Here is an 18,417-nt window from a genome sequence, read left to right as displayed (position 1 = left end):
AACCGCTCCGTTCAGCGGGACCCGATACCTGCAGCGCCGCCGCTCCCCCGGCGGCGCTGCGGCGTTCCACCGGCCCCTCGCCTACCAGGGCTGTTCGCGCACCTGCTGGATGCAGAGCACGATGAACAGCAGCCCTGCCAGGACCAGCATCCCGTTGCTGACCCAGCCGTTGCGCCATTCCTTGGGCGTACGGGAGGAGTTGAGGAGCCAGAGCAGGGTGAGGGCGAGGAAGGGCATGAAGAACGCGCCGAGCACCCCGTAGGCGATGACCAGGCCGAACGGCTCGTCCAGCCACAGCAGGGCCATCGGCGGGAAGGTCAGCCACAGGAGGTACGCGCGGAACGGCAGTGACCGCTGCTGCCGTTCGACGACGGCCGGACCGGCCTGCTCCTTCTCCGAAGCGTCCTCGGCGGCCGGGGCACGGAACCGCTCCACGAAGTCCGCGAACATCAGGCTCACCCCGTGCCAGACGCCGATCAGCGACGAGAACGAGGTGGCGAAGAAGCCGACCAGGAAGAGCTTCGCGGTGCCCGCGCCGAACCGGTCCTCCAGGACCTTGCCCAGGTCGATCAGCCCGCGGTCGCCCGAGGTGAGGGCGATCTGCGAGGCGTGCAGCAGCTCCGCGCCGACGATGAGCATCGCCACGACGAAGATCCCGGTGGTGACGTAGGCGACCCGGTTGTCGAGCCGCATCACCTTCATCCAGGAGGAGTTGCTCCACCCCTTGGCGTTGACCCAGTAGCCGTACGCCGCCATGGTGATGGTGCCGCCGACGCCGCCGATCAGCCCGAGGGTGTAGAGGAGCGATCCGTCCGGCAGTACGGGGACGAGCCCGGCGAACGACGCCCCGACGTCCGGCACGACGCGGGCGGCCACGTACACGACCACCACGAACATGATGCCGATGAGGACCGTCATGACCTTCTCGAAGACGGCGTACCGGTTGAACCAGACGAAGGCCAGCCCGATCAGTCCGGTGACGATGGCCCAGAACTTCAGCCCCGGCCCGTCCGGGAAGAGCGCCACGATGGGCAGGGCGCTGGAGGACATGGCCGTCGCGCCGTAGATGAAGCCCCACAGGACGACGTAGATCGCGAAGTAGGCGGTGGTCCACGCGCCGAGGCTGCGCCAGCCGTCGAAGAGCGTGCGGCCGGTCGCCAGATGCCAGCGGCCGGCCGCCTCGGCGAGCGAGATCTTGACGACGCAGCCGATCACCGCCGCCCACATCAGGGTGTACCCGAACTTGCTGCCCGCGATCAGCGTCGCGACCAGGTCCCCGGCCCCGACCCCGGTCGCCGCGACGACGATCCCGGGGCCGATGTACTTCCAGCTGGACTTACGTGGTCGGGAGGCCGGCTCCCCTGTCCCTGTGGTTGCGCTTGTCTCCGCCATGCCGATCAAGGAAGCGCAATCGGCGGGGCGGCACAAGGGGGCGTGCGGGAATTGGGCGGACATGGTGTGCGGGAGGGGGCTCCGGCCGGTCGCGACGGCCATCCCATTCCCGTCACAGTGGGCATGACGGAAATGGGACGAGTAAGGCGAGTATCGGACCCGCTCGACCAACCGACCCGGAATCATTGCGTCCGCAAATGCACAGCGCTACGCTGCCCGAACGAAAACGGCACCATATCGTCGGCACGTCAGATTCACTCGAACCCCCTCTTTCGGGGATTCTTCATTCCGACCGGGGGAAGTTTTGCGATCCAACGAACAACGCTCACGCGGCTTCAAGAGCAAGCTTTTCGGCGCCCTGGGAGGCGCGCTCCTCCTCACCGTGGGCGCGGCCGGAGCGGCTGCCGTGACCGACAACCTGGCGCCGACCGTCAAGTACCCGCAGCCCTGCAAGAAGGGAGCGGTGTGCCAGACGGACAACAAGGACGTCACGTACTACATGGACAGCAGCGGTGAGTTCAAGCTGGAGGCGGTCGACCGTACGATCGTCACGAACATGCTGAAGAGCCAGTACTCGCCGACCGACCTGGTGATCAAGTACGACAGCACGCCCACGTTCTCCGGAAGCGCGGAGACGGACGTCGTCTGGCAGGAAGGGTCCAAGGGGGTCTCCGACGACGCCGCCGGGACGACGTGGTGCGACGACCCGGTTTCGGGCAACAGATGCGATCAGCAAGTCATACGCATTCGGGGCAACGGGACCTACGACCCCAGCATCACCTGCCACGAAATGGGCCACGCGGTCGGATTGCTCCACGGAAACAACGCCTACCCGATGCTGGACCGAGAGGACGCGAGGCTCGGCTGCATGATCGCCAAAGGCTACAACGCGACGCTCGGCAGCAATAACGTGAGCAACATCAACGGGAATTACTGATGAGGGACGCAGGAGTAGCGATGACAGCCCGTAGGCGCCTTTCCTTCGCTCTGAGCGCCGTCGCCTGTGCCGCTCTGCTGGCCGGATGCGGCGGCGGCGAGCCGGCACCGGATCCGGTCAAGGGGGAGGGCAAGGACCTGATGCCCAGCCGGACGGCCCAGGACTGGGTCACCTACGCGGATCACGTCGTGGTGGCCACCCCCACGAGCGAGAAGGAACTGGCTCCGGACCAGTCCGAGATCGATCGCGGGGAGGGGATCATAGGCCGCGAAGTGCATATGAAGGTCGAGAAGGTGCTGTGGTCCAGGGCGGACGCCGCCCAGCCCGCACCCGCGTCCTGGCCCCGGAACTCGTCGGGCTGGGTCTTCGAGGGGGGCGACGTCGGGAACCGCGCCGAGTTCGCGCTCACCGAGAGGCCCCGGATCGAGCTGGGACATCGCTACATCATCGCGCTGGCCTGGCAGGGCGCCAAGTGTTCGGAGGGCGACGCGGAGGAGCCCGCCCGCTGGATGGGGCTCGGCGAGGGAAGCACGGTGCCTTACGACGACGACACCATCGGGAAGGGCGAGATGGAGGGGGAGGAGCAGTCGGCGGGGAAGGCCGCCGCTGTGTCGGACTCCGACGATCCGGAGCCCAGGCTGGAGGACGAGCTGGCCGGAAAGGACTCCGACGCCCTGGTGTCGGCGTTGCGCGCTGTGCGCCCCGCCGTCGCGGACCGGGAGAAGGCGCCCGCCGCCAGGTCTCTGGCCTCCACCTGCGGATAGTCGGCTCCGACCCGCCCCGGCCGTCGACCTGAGCCCACCGGCGTCCGCCCCGGCCGTCGACCTGAGCCCACTGGCGTCCGCCCCGGCGTCGACCTCAGTCCGCCGCGCACGGCCGGTGCCCGCCCCGGCCGTGCGCCCCCGCCTCCGGCCGTCGACGTCGGCGGCGGGCTTCAGATCACCAGGCTGAGCGCCGCCGCGACCGCGAAGCCCGCGACCGACAGCACCGTCTCCAGCACCGTCCAGGACTTCAGCGTGTCGCGTTCCGAGATGCCGAAGTACTTCGACACCATCCAGAAGCCGCCGTCGTTGACGTGCGAGGCGAAGATCGAGCCCGCCGAGATCGCCATGATGATCAGCGCGAGGTGCGCCTGTGACAGGTCCTGGCCCTCGACCAGCGGGACCACGATGCCGGCCGTGGTGACGATCGCGACGGTGGCCGAGCCCTGGGCGACGCGCAGGACGACCGAGATCAGCCAGGCGAGGAGGATCACCGGCAGGCCCACGTCGTTGAAGGTGTCGGCCAGCGCGTCCGCGATGCCGCTGCCCTTGAGCACGGCCCCGAAGACGCCGCCCGCGCCGACCACCAGCAGGATGTTGCCGACCGGCTTCAGCGAGGAAGTGGAGACCGATTCCAGGGACTTGCGGGACCAGCCGCGGCGGATGCCCAGCAGGTAGTACGCGAGGAACAGCGCGATCGTCAGGGCCACGAACGGGTTGCCGAAGAACTCTACGACCGAGCGGAGGGTCGAAGGGTTCAGCGCGATGGAGGAGAAGGTCGCGGCCAGGATCAGGATCAGCGGCGTCCCGATGATCGCGAGGACCGTGGCGAGCGGGACCGGCTTCTCGTGGGGGGTGGCCCCGGCGGCCCGCTGCTCGGCGGCGACGGCCTCCTTGGCCTCCGCCGCGGCCTCCACCATGTCCTGCGGTACGTCGACGAAGATCCGCTTCCCGATCCAGGCGGCGTACACCCAGGCGGCGATGACGGACGGGATGCCGACGAGGACGCCCATCAGGATGACCCAGCCCAGCGACACGTTGAAGAGTCCGGCGGCGGCCACCGGGCCCGGGTGCGGCGGCAGGAACGCGTGGGTCATCGACAGGCCCGCCAGCAGCGGCATCGCGTAGAGCAGAATCGATTTTCCGGAGCGCTTGGCCGCCGCGTACACGATCGGCGCGAGAACGAAGATGCCGACGTCGAAGAAGACCGGGACGCCGAAGACCAGGCCGGTCAGGCCCATCGCGAGCGGGGCGCGCTTCTCCCCGAAGAGGTTCAGCAGGCGGGCGCTCAACACCTCGGCCCCGCCGGAGACTTCGAGGATCGCGCCGAGCATCGTACCGAGCCCGATGATGATCGCGACATGGCCGAGGATGCCGCCCATCCCGGACTCGATGACCGAGACGGCGGCGGATTTCTGCACGGTGCCGAAGAGTTCGGTGACCGAGAGCCCGGCGCCGAGGCCGACGGCTATGGAGACCGCGAGCAGGGCGACGAACGGCTGGAGTCTGACCTTGATGATCAGGAAGAGGAGGAGCGCGATACCGAGGGCGGCGACGGTCAGCAGACCGGCGGTGCCGTCGATCAGGAGGAGCAGACCACCGGTGTGCGGCGGGGTCTCGACCGGCGGTGGGGTGGCGGCGAGCGGCATGGGGGACTCCGGTGGTGCTGGAGGGAGGGCAGGGCGGAGCGCGGCACGGCGCCCCCGGGGAACGGGGCGCCGTGCCGTACGGCGAGTTGAAGAGTTGCTGCGGGTGGAGCAAGGCGATCAGTGCGGCAGGACCTTCGGTGAAGCCGGGGCCCGGGCCGGAGCGGGGGCCGGGGCGGGAGCCGGGGCCGGGGCCGAAGCGGAAGCCGGGGCGGGAGCCGAAGCCGAAGCGGAAGCCGAGGCCAGGGCCGTCAGCTCAGCACCGCGAGCGCGTCGATCTCGATCAACAGCCCCTTGGGCAGCCCGACATAGACCGTCGTACGCGCCGAGGGGGCCTCCTTGAGGTTCTGCTCCGCGAAGTACGCGTTGTAGATCTCGTTCATCTCCGCGAAGTGGTCCACGTCCGTGAGGTAGACGCGCATCATCATCACGTCGTCCCAGCTCGCGCCGCCCTCCTCCAGGATCGCCTTGACGTTGGCGAAGGTCTGGAGGGTCTGCTCGCGCAGGGTGGGGCCGGCCGGGGTGGGGGCCTGGCCCTCCACGGCGGGGAGGAAGCCGACCTGGCCGGCGACCTGGAGGATGTTCCCCTTCTTCACGCCGTGCGAGAACTTCGCGGGCGGGGTGGTGTGGGTGGAGGGGGTGAGCGCGGTCTTGTCGGTCATGGCTGAATCAGACTTTCTTGGGTCGGTTGGTGCCGGATCCGGAGTACTCCCGGCTGACGGTCTCGGCGGTGCGCCGGACCAGCGGGAGGAGGGTGAGGAGTTCCTCGGCCGTGACGACCACGTTCGGTGCGGACACCGACATGGCCGCGACGACGCGCCCGTCCGCCCCGCGGATGGGGGCGCCGACGCAGTTGATGGACTCCTCGTGGCCGCCGAGGTCGGTGGCCCAGCCCTGTTCGCGGACGACGGCGAGCTCCTTGAGGAAGGCAGCCGCGTGCGGCGTCGAACGGGACGTGTACATGGGGTAGTCGAGCTTCTCGGCGATCGCGCGCCGCTCGGGCTCGGTGAGGTCGGCGAGCAGCAGCTTGGCCACGGCCGCGACGGTGATCGCGACGGGCTTGCCGATCCGCGAGTACATCCGGACCGGGTAGCGGCTCTCGACCTTGTCGATGTAGAGGACTTCCTGCTCCTCGTAGACCGCCAGGTGCACGGTGTGCCCGCACCGGTCGTTCAGTTCGACCAGGTGGGGGTGGGCGATCTCGCGTACGTCGAGGTTCTCGACGGCCTCCTGGGCGAGCGCGAACAGCCGGGCGCCGAGGCGGTAGCGCTGGTCCTGCTGGCGGTAGACGAGCCCGTGCTCGTGGAGCGTACGCAGCAGGCGCAGCGCCGTGGACTTGTGGACGCCGAGCCGCTCGGCGACCTGGCCGAGGTCGGCGGGTCCCTGGGCGAGCAGCGGCAGGATGCTGAGTGCCCGGTCGACGGTCTGGCTCATGGCGTGCGTACCTCCTCGGGGGCCCGGTCGGCTGCGGTCCAGCCGGGGCCGAGACGAAGTCTCCCCCAGGCGTCGTCGTCGAGGGCGGCGAGGCGGTCGGCGTGGTCGCGGGCGGGCGGCTCGGTGAGGTCGCCGGGGACGGTGAGGACGGCGGCGGCCATCAGGTGCCCGTGCCGGACCCGGTCGCGTACGGGCAGTCCGCGCAGGGTCGCGGAGAGGAACCCGGCGGCGAACGCGTCCCCGGCCCCGACCGCCGCGACCACGTCCACGTGGAGGGCGGGCACGACGGTGACGGTGTCGGGGGCGTTCCCGGAGCCGGTGGCCGCGGGGGCTGCGGGGGCTTCCGGAGCCGCGTGGGCTGCCGGAGCCGCGGGAGCTCCCGGGCCCTCGTTGGCAGCGCCGCCACCCGCGCCCGCCGTGCCTTCCGCGCCCGCCGTGCCTTCCGCACCTGCCGTGCCTGCCGCGCCCGCCGTGCCTCCGGCGTCTTCCGTGCCTCCCGGGCCCTCGGTGGCCGCCCCTCCGCCGTTCGAGGAGCGGGGTCCGGAGCCGCGCCCCGAGAACACCGTCGCCCCAGCGCTCCCCCGCTTCACCACCACCACGGACGGCTCCGGCAGCGCCGCCCGGATCGCCTCCGCGCCGACGATCCCCCACGCCTCCTCCGCCTCGTCCTCCCCCACGAACACCAGGTCCGCCCGCCGCGCCAGCTCCAGCAGCACGGAAGCATCACCGCCGCGCCACAGATGCGGCCGGTGGTTCACGTCGAAGGAGACCAGCGGGCGGCCCGCCCGGGGCGCGGTCAGGTCCCGCAGCAGCGCCAGGCAGTCGCCCGACAACGCCGCCGTGATGCCGGACAGATGCAGGATCCGCCCCGCGAAGAGGTGCTCGTACGGCATGTTCGACGGCGACATCGCGGACGCCGCCGACCCCGCCCGGTAGTACGCCACCTCGTGGGCGCCGGCCCCCCGGTCCGTCGCCGTACGGAAGTAGACGCCGGTGGGCCGGGCCGGATCGCGGCGGACGGCCGACGTGTCGACCCCGTACCCCGCGATCGTCTCGACCAGGTGGTCGCCGAAGCCGTCAGCGCCCACCCGCCCCACCCAGGCCGCCCGGTGCCCGGCGGCGGCGAGCGCGCAGGCCACGTTGGACTCGGCTCCCCCGATTCCCCGTCCGAAGGACGGCACATCGGCGAGGCGGCCGGGCTGCGAGGGCAGGAACGTCACCATGGACTCACCGAGACAGACGACGTCGGTGGTCGCGGCGGCGCGGGCCGTCCCTGCTGCGGGTCCGGGCACGGGCACTGAGGGCTCCTCGCTGATCGGCGTGCGGGCCGGTGGTCACCATTGACCGGGCATCGGCTCGGATGTTAGACAGCGTTGAGCGATATACGCAATGGGTGTTGCATATGTTGCAACTGACTTCGAGGAGCTCCCCTTGGCAGCCGAACGCCCCACCGCCCCCACCGCCTCCCGCACGGCGGGCCTCGCCGAAGAACGCGTCGACCACCGCTTCAAGGCGCTCCCGCCCGACGCCGAGGGCCTGACCGTCGGCACCCTGGCCGCCGAGCGCCGCAACCTCTTCACCGGCGGGTTCACCACCCCGGTGCTCGCCCTCTCCGCCGAGTCGGTCGAGCACAACCTCGCCCTGCTGGAGACGTACGCCGAACGCCACGGCCTCGCGTTCGCCCCGCACGGCAAGACCTCGATGTCCCCGCAGCTCTTCGCGGACCAGCTGAAGCGCGGCGCGTGGGGCATCACGGCCGCCGTTCCGCACCAGGCGCGCGTGTACCGGGCGTACGGGATCGGGCGGATCTTCCTCGCCAACGAGCTGGTCGACCCGGTGGCGCTGCGCTGGCTGGCCGGCGAGATGACGGCCGACCCGGGGTTCCGCTTCATCTGTTACGTCGACTCCGTGCGCGGCGTCGAACTGATGGAGGCGGCCCTGAGCGCGGCCGGCGCGACCCGCCCGGTCGACGTCGTCGTGGAGCTCGGCGCGGGCGAGGGCGCGCGCACCGGGGCCCGTACGGAAGCCGACTGCGCGGCGGTGGCCGACGCGGTGGCGGGGGCCGGTTCGCTGCGCCTGGTGGGCGTGGCCGGTTACGAGGGCGAGGTGCCGGACGCCGACCCCGAGCGCGTACGGGAGTGGCTGCGGCGGCTCGTCGCGCTGGCCGCCGACTTCGACGGGGCCGGGCGGTTCGCCCAGGCCGACGAGATCGTCATCAGCGCGGGCGGCAGCGCCTGGTTCGACGCGGTCGCGGACGTCTTCGCGGAGACCGGCGAACTCAGCCTCCCCGTACTGAAGTTGCTGCGCTCCGGTGCGTACGTGTCCCACGACGACGGGCACTACAAGCACCTCACCCCGTTCAACCGCGTCCCGGAGGAAGGGGCGTTGGAGCCCGCCTTCCGCCTCTGGGCCCAGGTCGTCTCGCGCCCGACCGGCGAGCAGGCGTTCCTGAACGCGGGCAAGCGGGACGCGGCGTACGACCTGGACCTGCCCGAGGCGCAGGTGGTCCGCTCGGCCCGGGACGGCTCGGTGCGGCCCGCCACCGGGATCACGGTGACCGGCCTCTCCGACCAGCACACCTGGGTGCGTACGGAGGAGGGGGCCGAGCTGGAGGTGGGCGACTGGGTCGGCATGGGCCTCTCGCACCCCTGCACCAGCTTCGACAAGTGGCAGCTGATCCCGCTGGTGGACGCGGACGGCACGGTCAGCGACTACATCCGCACGTTCTTCTGACCCGCTGACTCCCCCGCCCCGAGCCGCCGATTCCTCCGCTCCGGGCCTCCGACTCCCCGCCCCCTGAAAGGCCACCCATGGACCTGGTCCTGCGCGACGCGCTCGTCGTCGACGGCACCGGCGAGCCCGCCCACCGCGCCGATGTGGCGGTCGACGGCGGCCGGATCACCGAGATCCACCGCGAGGGCTCCCCCGGCCCCCGTCCCACCGCCACCCGCACGGTCGACGCGGACGGGCTCGCGCTGGCCCCCGGCTTCATCGACATGCACGCCCACAGCGACCTGGCGTTGCTGCGCGACCCGGACCACCGCGCGAAGGCGGCGCAGGGCGTCACGCTCGAAGTGCTGGGCCAGGACGGCCTGTCGTACGCCCCCGTCGACGACCGCACGCTCGCCAAGGTCCGCCGCTCCATCACCGGCTGGAACGGCGACGGCTCCGACATCGACTTCGACTGGCGCACGGTCGGCGGCTATCTGGACCGCCTGGACCGCAACTTCGGCGGCGAGGGCATCGCCGTCAACGCCGCCTACCTCATCCCCCAGGGCACGGTCCGGATGCACGCGGTCGGCTGGGAGGACCGCCCCGCCACCGAAGCCGAACTGGCCCGGATGCGGGAGCTGGTGGACCAGGGCATGCGGGAGGGCGCGGTCGGCATGTCGTCCGGGCTGACCTACACCCCCGGGATGTACGCGGACGACGCCGAACTCACCGATCTCTGCCGGGTGGTGGCCCGCCACGGGGGCTACTACTGCCCGCACCACCGCAGTTACGGCGCGGGCGCGCTGGCAGCGTACGAGGAGATGGTGCAGCTCACCCACAACGCCGGCTGCGCCCTCCATCTCGCCCACGCCACCATGAACTTCGGCGTGAACAAGGGGAAGGCCCCGGACCTCCTCGCCCTGCTCGACGGGGCACTCACCGCCGGGGCCGACATCTCGCTCGACACCTACCCGTACACCCCGGGCTGCACAACCCTGGTCGCGATGCTGCCGAGTTGGGCGGGCGAGGGCGGTCCGGAGTCGGTCCTGACCCGGCTCGCGGACGCGGAGAGCGCGGAGAGGATACGGCACCACCTGGAGGTGCTGGGCTCGGACGGCTGCCACGGGGTGCCGATCGAGTGGGACACCATCGAGATCTCCGGCGTCAGCGCCCCGCACCTGGCCGAGTACGTGGGCCGTACGGTGGCGGAGTCGGCGCGACTGCGGGGCGAGGGGCCCTGGGTGACGGCCCGCCGGCTGCTCACCGAGGACCGGCTCGGGACGACGATCCTCCAGCACGTGGGCCACGAGGAGAACGTCCGGCAGATCATGCGCCACCCGGTGCACACCGGCGGCAGCGACGGCATCCTCCAGGGCGACAAGCCGCACCCGAGGGCGTACGGCACGTTCCCGCAGTATCTGGGCCGGTACGTGAGGGAGTTGGGCATCCTCTCGCTGGAGGAGTGCGTCGCCCACCTGACCTCGCGCCCGGCCGCCCGGCTGCGGCTGGCGGACCGGGGCCTGGTGCGCGAGGGCTACCGCGCGGACCTGGTGCTCTTCGACCCGGCGACGGTGGCGGCGGGCTCGACGTTCGAGGAGCCGCGCAGGCTGCCGGTGGGCATCCCGCACGTCCTGATCGACGGCCGGTTCGTCATCGAGGACGGCGAGCGGACGAACGTGCTGGCGGGCCGGGCCATCCGGGGCACGGGGGCTCAAGCGACCTGACGGACACGCGCCGGGCCCCTCACCCGGAGTCGGCGGCCCGACGCCGGGCCCCTCACCCCGAGTCGGCGGCCCGTTCCGCCGCCCAGGCGAGGTCCTCCTCGGTGGGGGCGTCGTCCTGGGTGAGGGCGCGCCGCCAGTAGCCGCTGAACTCGACGGCGCTCCTGGGCAGTTGCCGCTCCCCCACCAGATGGCGACGAAGCGCCCGGACCGCCGACGCCTCCCCCGCCACCCAGGCCGCGCCCACCCCGTCGAGGTCCGCCCCGGCCTCCCGTACGGCTGCGACCAGCGAGCCGCCCCGGTCCCGGTGCACCCAGCGCACCTCGGTCCCGCCGGCGGCGGTCGGCAGCTCCCGCTCCTCCGCCGCGTCCGCGACCTCCGCGTACACGAGCGCCCTGGTCCCGGCCGGCAGCGCCTCCAGCACCGTGGCGATGGCCGGGAGCGCCGCCTCGTCCCCGGCGAGCAGCATCCCCGCCGAAGTCGTCGGCAGCGGGCGGGCGTAGAGGGACGACGGGCCGACCATGCCGAGCACGTCACCGGGCCGGGCTGCCGCACCCCAGCGCGAGGCAGGGCCGCCGTCCCCGTGGAGCACGAAGTCGACGGCCATCACGTTGTGCGCGCGGTCGTAGGAGCGGACGGTGAAGCCGCGCATCCAGGGCCGCACCGGCTCCGGGATCGCGAGGAACGCCTCGTACCAGCGCATGCCGTACGCGTCCTCGGCGTCCTGCTCCGGCAGCAGCCCCTCCTCCAGGCTTCGCCCCTCGCGCGGCAGGCACAGCTTCATCTGCTGGTCGGGGCGGTCCTCCATGAGGCGGGGCAGCGCATCCCCGGTGAAGGTGACCCGGGCCGTGCGCGGGGTGATCCGCTCGGTCCCGGTGACCCGCACATGGCTGACCGGCATGGCGTGACCCATGAGTCCGCGCCCCTATCCTCCGGATGTCCCGGACATCGCTGGTATCTTTACGTCGTAAAGAATTACTCGACCGAAGTTACTTTATGGCGTAAGGAGTCGCAAGTGGTGGTCTTCGCCGGGCAGGGTGACGCCCGCCGCTCCCTCTCCCTGCTGTGGCGCGCGGAGGCCGCCGCCCCACCGCGCGGCGGCCCCGGGCCCAAGCCTCGGCTGAGCGTGGACGCCATCGTGGCGGCGGCCGTGGCGGTCGCGGACGAAGAGGGCATGGCCACCCTGTCGATGCGTGCGGTCGGCGACCGGCTCGGGCGGACCGCGATGGCGCTCTACACCCACGTGCCGGGCAAGAGCGAGCTGCTGGACCTGATGTACGACGCGGTGCACGCCGAACTCCCCTCGGCGTACCCGGAGTCGGACGATTGGCGGGTACCGCTCACCGCGTGGGCCGGGGAGGTGCTGGAGTTCTACGTCCGGCACCCCTGGGCGCTCCAGGTCTCGCAGGCCCGGCCGGTGCTGGGCCCGCACGAGTACGCGAACCTGGACACGCTCGTCCGGCTGCTCGGGGCGACCGGGCTGGCGGCGCGGACGGTGCGGCGGCTGGTGGGGACGCTGTTCCCGCTGGTGCGGGGCTCGGCGCGGACGGTGGCCGATGCCCGGCTGGCCGCTGCGGCGACCGGCAGTTCCGACGCGGAGTGGCGGGCGGCGCGTTCGGCCGCCCTGACGGAGCTGGTCCCGGACTTCGCGGAGCGCTTCCCGGCGGTGATCCGGCTGGAGCGGGAAGAGCCTCCGGAGCCGTATCCGGGAGGCGGCGGGGGCGAAGGGGCGGCGGGCGAGGGCCCGGACGCGATGCCGTATCCGGAGCGGGAGGCGCGGGAGACGTTCCGGGTGGGGCTCGGGATCCTGCTGGACGGGATCGACGCGGCGGTGGCAGCGCAGGAGAAGAGGTAGGGGGACGGGATCGGGGGCGCAGAGGCGCGTGCCGGGCGACCCTGAGCCCGGGGCCGCCCGGCATGTCTGCCGTCAGGCCGCCCGGCGTCTCTGCTGTCAGGCCGCCCGGCATCTCTGCTGTCAGGCCGTCACAGGAGGCTGTTCGTCAGGCCGTCACAGGAGGCCGTTCGTCAGACCGTCACAAGAGGTCGTTTCCAGCCATGGATTCCGGCACGCGGAGGACGTTCTCGCGCCCCCACGCCCCCAGCGGGGCCAGCGCCGCGTTCAGCGAGACCCCGCGCGGCGTGAGCGAGTACTCCACGCGCGGCGGCACTTCGGCGTACTCCTCGCGGTGCACGATGCCGTCCCCCTCCAGCTCCTTGAGATGGGAGCTGAGCACCTTCTCGGTCACCCCGGGCACCGCCCGCCGCAGCTCGCCGAAACGGCACGGCTTCTCGTCCAGCGCCCACAGGATGAGCACCTTCCACTTGCCGCCGATCACGTCCATCGCCGCGTCGATCCCGCAGATGTAAGCCCCCGGCCTCCGTGCGCTCCGCACCGTCCGCTCCTCCCCTGCCCCGCCCGGTCGCCCGCCGTCACCGGGCGACCACCCTTCGAGCAGCCTAGGGCCTGTCGTCCGGGGCGGCCCGTCTGCCGGAGCCCCCGTCCGTCCGGCGGAGGGGGACTCGGTCCGCAGCCGGAGGCGCGGTCGGGCCCCGGCTGCGTACGGTCGGCGTATGACGACACTCGACCTCGACGCCTACTTCGCCCGCATCGGCTGGACCGGTGAGCCCCGCCCCACGCTGGAGGTGCTGCGATCCCTGCACCGCGCCCACTCCCTGGGCATCCCGTTCGAGAACCTGGAGCCGGTGCTCGGCTCGGCCCCTTCCCTGGACCTCGCGGATCTGGAGGCCAAGCTCGTACGCGGTGAGCGGGGCGGCTACTGCTACGAGCACAACACCCTGCTGTGGGCCGCCCTGAGGCAGATCGGCTTCTCCGTGACGCTGCTGAACGCCCGGGTGCTGCTGGGCGCGGCTCCGGGCGACATCCGGCCGCGTACGCACATGCTGCTGCGGGTGGACGTGCCCGGTGAGCCGTACGCCTATCTCGCGGACGTCGGGTTCGGCTCCGTGGGCGCGCTGCTGGAGCCGATCGAGCTGCTGGAGAACGCCGAGCTGTCGGACACCCCGCGCCACCACCGCCTGGTCCACACCCCGAACGACGGGCCGCTGGAGATGTGGGAGCTCCAGACGGAGAAGGGCGGGGCCTGGGAGCCGCAGTACTGCTTCACCCTGGAGCCCTTCGAGGCGCCGGACTTCGAGGTGATCAACTGGCACGTGGCGACCAACCCGCGCTCGCCCTTCCAGAAGGCGGTGTACGCGCAGCGCACCCTGGCCGGATCCCATCTGGCGCTCTCCGGGCTCAGCCTGGTGGAGACGGCCGGCGACGGCACGATCAAGGAGCGGCTGCTGTCCGGGCCCGACGAGGCCCTCCAGGTGCTCCGGGACGACTTCGGCATCCGCCTCCCCGAGGGGACCCGGCTGCCGGAGTGACCCGGCGGCCGGGACGGGGACCCTCCTTTAGGCGTACCCGTACGGGCACGGGCCCCGCGTGGCGCATCTCACCCGGCCGGGCCGCCCACGCCCCATTCCAAGCCGCGACGCCGCCGGGACCGGGCCATCCCACGGTCCGGGACCGGGGCCGGCATACCGATGGAAGACGGGGCGTCGCGGCGCGCGGACCCGGGGGTCGCGAGGACGGCGCAATCTCCGCGCACCGCGCGAAACGCCGCCGTAAGCTCGCGGACATGCAGGTCATCCAGTCCACGAAGCTCGCCAATGTCTGTTACGAGATCCGGGGTCCCGTGCTGGAGGAGGCGATGCGGCTGGAGGCGGCCGGTCACCGCATCCTCAAGCTCAACACGGGCAACCCGGCCGCGTTCGGGTTCGAGTGCCCGCCGGAGATCCTTGAGGACATCCTGCGCAACCTCGCGGGCGCGCACGGGTACGGGGACGCGAAGGGCCTGCTGTCCGCGCGCCGTGCGGTGACGCAGCACTACCAGACCAAGGGCATCGACCTCGACGTCGAGGACGTCTACCTGGGCAACGGCGTCTCCGAGCTGATCCAGATGTCGATGCAGGCGCTGCTGGACGACGGCGACGAGGTGCTCGTACCGGCTCCGGACTATCCGCTGTGGACGGCGTCGGTCTCGCTGGCCGGCGGGACGGCCGTGCACTACCGGTGCGACGAGCAGGCCGACTGGATGCCGGACCTCGCGGACATCGAGCGGAAGATCACCGACCGCACCAAGGCCCTGGTGATCATCAACCCGAACAATCCGACCGGTGCGGTGTACGACGACGAGATGCTGCGCGGTCTCACCGAGATCGCCCGCCGGCACAACCTGATCGTCTGCTCCGACGAGATCTACGACCGGATCCTGTACGACGGCGCGACGCACACCCCCACAGCGGCGCTGGCCCCCGACCTGATGGTGCTGACCTTCAACGGGCTCTCCAAGAACTACCGGGTGGCCGGCTACCGCTCCGGCTGGATGGCCGTCTGCGGCCCGAAGGCGCACGCCACCTCGTACATCGAGGGGCTGACGATCCTCGCCAACATGCGGCTGTGCGCCAACATGCCCTCCCAGCACGCGGTGGCCACCGCGCTCGGCGGGCGGCAGTCGATCGAGGACCTGGTGCTGCCGGGCGGGCGGATCCTGGAGCAGCGGGACGTGGCGTACGACCTGCTGACGTCGATCCCCGGGGTGACCTGCGTGAAGCCGAAGGGGGCGCTGTACCTCTTCCCCCGGCTCGATCCCAAGGTCTACAAGATCAAGGACGACCGGCAGATGGTGCTGGACCTGCTGCGGGCCGAGAAGATCATGGTCGTGCAGGGTACGGGGTTCAACTGGCCGGAACCCGACCACTTCCGGGTGGTGACGCTGCCGGCGACCGAGGAGCTGACCGACGCGATGACCCGGATCGGGTCGTTCCTGGACGGTTACGGTCAGCCGTAGGGCGACCGCACGCCGTACCGGGTCCCGGATCGGGTCCCGGATCGGGCACAAACTTAGACTCGATCCAATGTAGGATGGACACCCAGCATCACCGGGAGGCCATCCATGTACGAGCCGATCCGCACCCCATCGGTCCACACCACGGCCGACGACGCGGACTTTCCGCACCGCAGCCGCGAGGAGGAGCTGGACATCCAGCTCGCGGGGCACCTGGCCGCGCTCCTCGCCGTCACCGACGAACTCGGTCTCGGCCCGGCGGGCGACCGCATCGCCGAACAGGTGGCCCGGCTGCGCGGCGCACCGCCCGCCCGGCACGCCGCCCTGACCGACGCCGCCCCGGCGTCCCTGCACCGCCGCGCCCACGCGCTCGCGGGCCGCGCGCTGCTGGTGGCCGCGTCCCGCGCCGACACCACCGCCGCCATCCTCGCCGCGCAGCGGATGGACGCCCACACCGAGGCCCTGGCCTCCACCGCCGACACCGCCCCCGGGCAGTTGATCGGCGCCCACTGACGGCCCCGGTCCGCGTGCCGCCTCGGCGCGCGGACCGGGCGCCACGACCTCTCGCCACAGCCGCACCCGGGCACGTCCTCGTCCTCGGCCGCCCGCGCGGCGAGGGCGCCCACCTCTTCGCGCAGAGCCGTAAGGCTGTCGGAGCAGCGCTGACGGCGGAAGGGGCCGGACCCGGCAGCAGCTCGAAGGGGCCGCCGGGCACGCCGAGTTGAGCGGGACCGTGTTCACCACGAGCACCGACCCCGTCTCGTCCGACTCGGGGGCCCTCGACGTCGGCGCTGCTGCACGGGAAGGCGGCGGGGCTGGTGGCGAGGTTGCGGGAGGCGGAGGAGATCCGCCGGCAGGCCCATACCCGCTATCCGGAGGACCGGGGGACCTGACCACGGACGAAAGAAGGGCGGCGAAAAGGGGGCGGCCCCCGGAACCGTGAGGGGGTTCCGGGGGCCGGACCGCGGCGGGTCGTCGCTTCCACAGGTCAGGGCGGACGTCCGATGGACCCGGCCGCGGGGGTTTCGGGCCGGGGACGCCGACGCGCCCCCGGCAACGGGCGTCAGCCCAGGCGCTCCACCAGCGCGCGGTACTCGTCCCACAGCTCCTTGGGCGTGTGGTCCCCGAAGGTGTTGAGGTGCTCGGGGACCAGGGCGGCCTCCTCGCGCCAGACCTCCTTGTCGACCGTGAGCAGGAAGTCGAGGTCGGACTCGGCGAGGTCCAGGCCCTCGGTGTCGAGCGCGCCCTTGGCCGGCAGGATGCCGATCGGGGTCTCGACGCCCTCGCCCTTGCCCTCCAGGCGCTCCACGATCCACTTCAGGACGCGGCTGTTCTCGCCGAAGCCGGGCCACACGAACGTGCCCGCCTCGTTCTTGCGGAACCAGTTCACGTAGTAGATCTTCGGCAGCTTCGACTGGTCGGCCTTGTCCGCGCCGACCTTGACCCAGTGGTTCATGTAGTCGCCCATGTTGTAGCCGCAGAACGGCAGCATGGCGAACGGGTCGCGGCGCAGCTCACCGACCTTGCCCTCGGCGGCGGCGGTCTTCTCGGAGGCGACGTTGGCTCCGAGGAAGACGCCGTGCTGCCAGTCGAAGGACTCGGTGACCAGCGGTACGGCCGAGGCGCGGCGGCCGCCGAAGAGGATCGCGGAGATCGGCACGCCCTTGGGGTCCTCCCACTCGGGCGCGATGATCGGGCACTGTCCGGCCGGGACGGTGAAGCGGGCGTTGGGGTGGGCGGCGGGCGTGGAGGACTCGGGGGTCCAGTCGTTGCCCTTCCAGTCCGTGAGGTGCGCGGGCGGCTCCTCGGTCATGCCCTCCCACCAGACGTCGCCGTCGTCGGTGAGCGCGACGTTGGTGAAGACGGAGTTGCCCCACATGGTCTTCATGGCGTTGGCGTTGGTGTGCTCGCCGGTGCCGGGCGCGACGCCGAAGAACCCGGCCTCGGGGTTGATCGCGTAGAGCCTGCCGTCCTCACCGAACCGCATCCAGGCGATGTCGTCGCCGATGGTCTCCACGGTCCAGCCGGGGATGGTCGGCTCCAGCATGGCGAGGTTGGTCTTGCCGCAGGCGGACGGGAACGCGGCCGCGACGTACTTGGACTCCCCGCGCGGCGGCGTGAGCTTCAGGATGAGCATGTGCTCGGCGAGCCAGCCCTCGTCGCGGGCCATCACGGAGGCGATGCGCAGCGCGTAGCACTTCTTGCCGAGCAGGGCGTTGCCGCCGTAGCCGGACCCGTACGACCAGATCTCGCGGTCCTCGGGGAAGTGCGAGATGTACTTGGTGGTGTTGCAGGGCCACGGGACGTCTTCCAATGGGGCCTCCCCTGCTCGAGCGGAGCCGAGAGCTTGGGGAACCTCGGCCAGCGGGGCGCCGAGGGTGTGGACGGCCTTCACGAAGAAGCCGTCCGTGCCCAGCTCGTCCAGGACCGGCTGACCCATCCGGGTCATGGTGCGCATGGAGACGGCGACGTACGCGGAGTCGGTGATCTCGACGCCGATGGCGGAGAGGGGCGAGCCGACCGGGCCCATACAGAAGGGCACGACGTACATGGTGCGCCCGCGCATGGACCCGCGGAAGACACCTTCCTGCCCCGTGAAGATCTCCCGCATCTCGGCGGGATCCTTCCAGTGGTTGGTCGGACCCGCGTCCTTCTCCTCCTTGGAGCAGATGAACGTACGGTCCTCGACGCGGGCGACATCGCTCGGGTCGGACGCGGCGTAGTACGAGTTCGGCCGCTTGATCTCGTCCAGCTTGGTGAACGTGCCCTTGGCGACGAGCTCCCCGCACAGGCGCTCGTACTCGGCCTCGGAGCCGTCGCACCAGACCACCCGGTCGGGCAGGGTGATGGCTGCGATCTCGTCGACCCAGGAGACCAGCTCCTGGTGGTGGGTGGGGACAGTGAGGGGAGCCGCGATGTCGCGCGCCACGATCGCTCCTTGTTGAGGGTATGTGTTGTCAGGTG

16 protein-coding genes are annotated in these 18,417 nt (G+C 71.6%); 8 read left to right on the top strand and 8 right to left on the bottom strand.

All coding sequences use genetic code 11. From position 1 onward, the window contains the following. Nucleotides 1-81 precede the first annotated feature (81 nt). Nucleotides 82-1,392: an Nramp family divalent metal transporter gene (locus tag ACLJPL_RS19580; protein ID WP_411082106.1), complete on the bottom strand. Its 1,311-nt coding sequence runs from the start codon at nt 1,390-1,392 to the stop codon at nt 82-84. Nucleotides 1,393-1,696: 304 nt separating this feature from the next. Here ACLJPL_RS19580 and ACLJPL_RS19575 point away from each other — a divergent pair, with 304 nt between their 5' ends. Beyond that, complete coding sequence (locus tag ACLJPL_RS19575) at nt 1,697-2,329, top strand: hypothetical protein (RefSeq protein WP_411082105.1); 633 nt, start codon at nt 1,697-1,699, stop codon at nt 2,327-2,329. Nucleotides 2,330-2,349: 20 nt separating this feature from the next. After that, nucleotides 2,350-3,093, top strand: coding sequence for a hypothetical protein (locus ACLJPL_RS19570; RefSeq protein ID WP_411082104.1), 744 nt, complete (start codon nt 2,350-2,352; stop codon nt 3,091-3,093). A gap of 170 nt (nt 3,094-3,263) precedes the next feature. Here the strand turns inward: ACLJPL_RS19570 and ACLJPL_RS19565 are convergent, their stop codons facing one another. The 4 genes from ACLJPL_RS19565 to ACLJPL_RS19550 form a co-directional block, all read right to left on the bottom strand. Further along, nucleotides 3,264-4,739 carry a GntP family permease gene (locus tag ACLJPL_RS19565; protein ID WP_411082103.1) on the bottom strand — a complete coding sequence of 492 codons (1,476 nt, stop codon included), beginning with the start codon at nt 4,737-4,739 and terminating at the stop codon, nt 3,264-3,266. 248 nt (nt 4,740-4,987) lie between these two features. After that, nucleotides 4,988-5,398 carry a RidA family protein gene (locus tag ACLJPL_RS19560; protein WP_411082102.1) on the bottom strand — a complete coding sequence of 137 codons (411 nt, stop codon included), beginning with the start codon at nt 5,396-5,398 and terminating at the stop codon, nt 4,988-4,990. A 7-nt stretch (nt 5,399-5,405) separates the two neighbouring features. Continuing rightward, nucleotides 5,406-6,170 carry an IclR family transcriptional regulator gene (locus ACLJPL_RS19555; protein ID WP_411082101.1) on the bottom strand — a complete coding sequence of 255 codons (765 nt, stop codon included), beginning with the start codon at nt 6,168-6,170 and terminating at the stop codon, nt 5,406-5,408. Further along, on the bottom strand, nt 6,167-7,462 hold the full coding sequence (locus ACLJPL_RS19550; protein ID WP_411082100.1) for a sugar kinase: 1,296 nt from the start codon (nt 7,460-7,462) through the stop codon (nt 6,167-6,169). Before ACLJPL_RS19550 ends, ACLJPL_RS19555 begins: the two co-directional genes overlap by 4 nt. Nucleotides 7,463-7,601: 139 nt before the next feature. Between ACLJPL_RS19550 and ACLJPL_RS19545 the strand changes: the two genes are divergently transcribed. Together ACLJPL_RS19545 and ACLJPL_RS19540 are read left to right on the top strand one after the other, a co-directional pair. Continuing rightward, complete coding sequence (locus ACLJPL_RS19545; protein ID WP_411082099.1) at nt 7,602-8,903, top strand: alanine racemase; 1,302 nt, start codon at nt 7,602-7,604, stop codon at nt 8,901-8,903. Nucleotides 8,904-8,980: 77 nt separating this feature from the next. Then, the gene (locus ACLJPL_RS19540; RefSeq protein WP_411082098.1) at nt 8,981-10,606 is read left to right on the top strand and encodes an N-acyl-D-amino-acid deacylase family protein; all 1,626 of its coding nucleotides are present in this window, start codon (nt 8,981-8,983) and stop codon (nt 10,604-10,606) included. Between the two features lie 52 nt (nt 10,607-10,658). On the opposite strand, the gene ACLJPL_RS19535 is transcribed toward ACLJPL_RS19540, so the two are convergent. Next, nucleotides 10,659-11,516, bottom strand: coding sequence for a siderophore-interacting protein (locus tag ACLJPL_RS19535; protein WP_411082097.1), 858 nt, complete (start codon nt 11,514-11,516; stop codon nt 10,659-10,661). A gap of 102 nt (nt 11,517-11,618) precedes the next feature. Here ACLJPL_RS19535 and ACLJPL_RS19530 point away from each other — a divergent pair, with 102 nt between their 5' ends. After that, the gene (locus ACLJPL_RS19530) at nt 11,619-12,458 is read left to right on the top strand and encodes a TetR/AcrR family transcriptional regulator (RefSeq protein ID WP_411082096.1); all 840 of its coding nucleotides are present in this window, start codon (nt 11,619-11,621) and stop codon (nt 12,456-12,458) included. Nucleotides 12,459-12,636: 178 nt separating this feature from the next. Here the strand turns inward: ACLJPL_RS19530 and ACLJPL_RS19525 are convergent, their stop codons facing one another. Continuing rightward, nucleotides 12,637-12,945 carry a winged helix-turn-helix transcriptional regulator gene (locus ACLJPL_RS19525; protein ID WP_411082153.1) on the bottom strand — a complete coding sequence of 103 codons (309 nt, stop codon included), beginning with the start codon at nt 12,943-12,945 and terminating at the stop codon, nt 12,637-12,639. A gap of 229 nt (nt 12,946-13,174) precedes the next feature. Here ACLJPL_RS19525 and ACLJPL_RS19520 point away from each other — a divergent pair, with 229 nt between their 5' ends. The 3 genes from ACLJPL_RS19520 (at nt 13,175) to ACLJPL_RS19510 (ending at nt 15,966) form a co-directional block, all read left to right on the top strand. Continuing rightward, entirely contained in the window at nt 13,175-13,990 is an 816-nt protein-coding gene (locus ACLJPL_RS19520) for an arylamine N-acetyltransferase family protein (protein ID WP_411082095.1), read from the top strand. A 254-nt stretch (nt 13,991-14,244) separates the two neighbouring features. Continuing rightward, entirely contained in the window at nt 14,245-15,456 is a 1,212-nt protein-coding gene (locus tag ACLJPL_RS19515) for a pyridoxal phosphate-dependent aminotransferase (RefSeq protein ID WP_411082094.1), read from the top strand. A 105-nt stretch (nt 15,457-15,561) separates the two neighbouring features. Continuing rightward, complete coding sequence (locus ACLJPL_RS19510; RefSeq protein ID WP_411082093.1) at nt 15,562-15,966, top strand: hypothetical protein; 405 nt, start codon at nt 15,562-15,564, stop codon at nt 15,964-15,966. 550 nt (nt 15,967-16,516) lie between these two features. On the opposite strand, the gene ACLJPL_RS19505 is transcribed toward ACLJPL_RS19510, so the two are convergent. Then, on the bottom strand, nt 16,517-18,382 hold the full coding sequence (locus ACLJPL_RS19505) for a phosphoenolpyruvate carboxykinase (GTP) (protein WP_411082092.1): 1,866 nt from the start codon (nt 18,380-18,382) through the stop codon (nt 16,517-16,519). Nucleotides 18,383-18,417: the final 35 nt, after the last annotated feature.

This window comes from Streptomyces sp. cmx-18-6, assembly GCF_046548915.1.
In the GTDB taxonomy this organism is placed as follows: Bacteria; Actinomycetota; Actinomycetes; order Streptomycetales; family Streptomycetaceae; genus Streptomyces.
This window is presented reverse-complemented; position numbering and strand designations above follow the sequence as displayed.

What these genes read in the sequence shown, in the direction of transcription:
- ACLJPL_RS19540 (WP_411082098.1), top strand. Translation starts at nt 8,981, where the DNA reads ATGGACCTGGTCCTGCGCGACGCGCTCGTCGTCGACGGCACCGGCGAG.
- ACLJPL_RS19520 (WP_411082095.1), top strand. Translation starts at nt 13,175, where the DNA reads ATGACGACACTCGACCTCGACGCCTACTTCGCCCGCATCGGCTGGACC.
- ACLJPL_RS19555 (WP_411082101.1), bottom strand. Translation starts at nt 6,170, where the DNA reads ATGAGCCAGACCGTCGACCGGGCACTCAGCATCCTGCCGCTGCTCGCC.
- ACLJPL_RS19570 (WP_411082104.1), top strand. Translation starts at nt 2,350, where the DNA reads ATGACAGCCCGTAGGCGCCTTTCCTTCGCTCTGAGCGCCGTCGCCTGT.
- ACLJPL_RS19525 (WP_411082153.1), bottom strand. Translation starts at nt 12,945, where the DNA reads ATGGACGTGATCGGCGGCAAGTGGAAGGTGCTCATCCTGTGGGCGCTG.
- ACLJPL_RS19515 (WP_411082094.1), top strand. Translation starts at nt 14,245, where the DNA reads ATGCAGGTCATCCAGTCCACGAAGCTCGCCAATGTCTGTTACGAGATC.
- ACLJPL_RS19565 (WP_411082103.1), bottom strand. Translation starts at nt 4,739, where the DNA reads ATGCCGCTCGCCGCCACCCCACCGCCGGTCGAGACCCCGCCGCACACC.
- ACLJPL_RS19580 (WP_411082106.1), bottom strand. Translation starts at nt 1,392, where the DNA reads ATGGCGGAGACAAGCGCAACCACAGGGACAGGGGAGCCGGCCTCCCGA.
- ACLJPL_RS19560 (WP_411082102.1), bottom strand. Translation starts at nt 5,398, where the DNA reads ATGACCGACAAGACCGCGCTCACCCCCTCCACCCACACCACCCCGCCC.
- ACLJPL_RS19535 (WP_411082097.1), bottom strand. Translation starts at nt 11,516, where the DNA reads ATGGGTCACGCCATGCCGGTCAGCCATGTGCGGGTCACCGGGACCGAG.
- ACLJPL_RS19510 (WP_411082093.1), top strand. Translation starts at nt 15,562, where the DNA reads ATGTACGAGCCGATCCGCACCCCATCGGTCCACACCACGGCCGACGAC.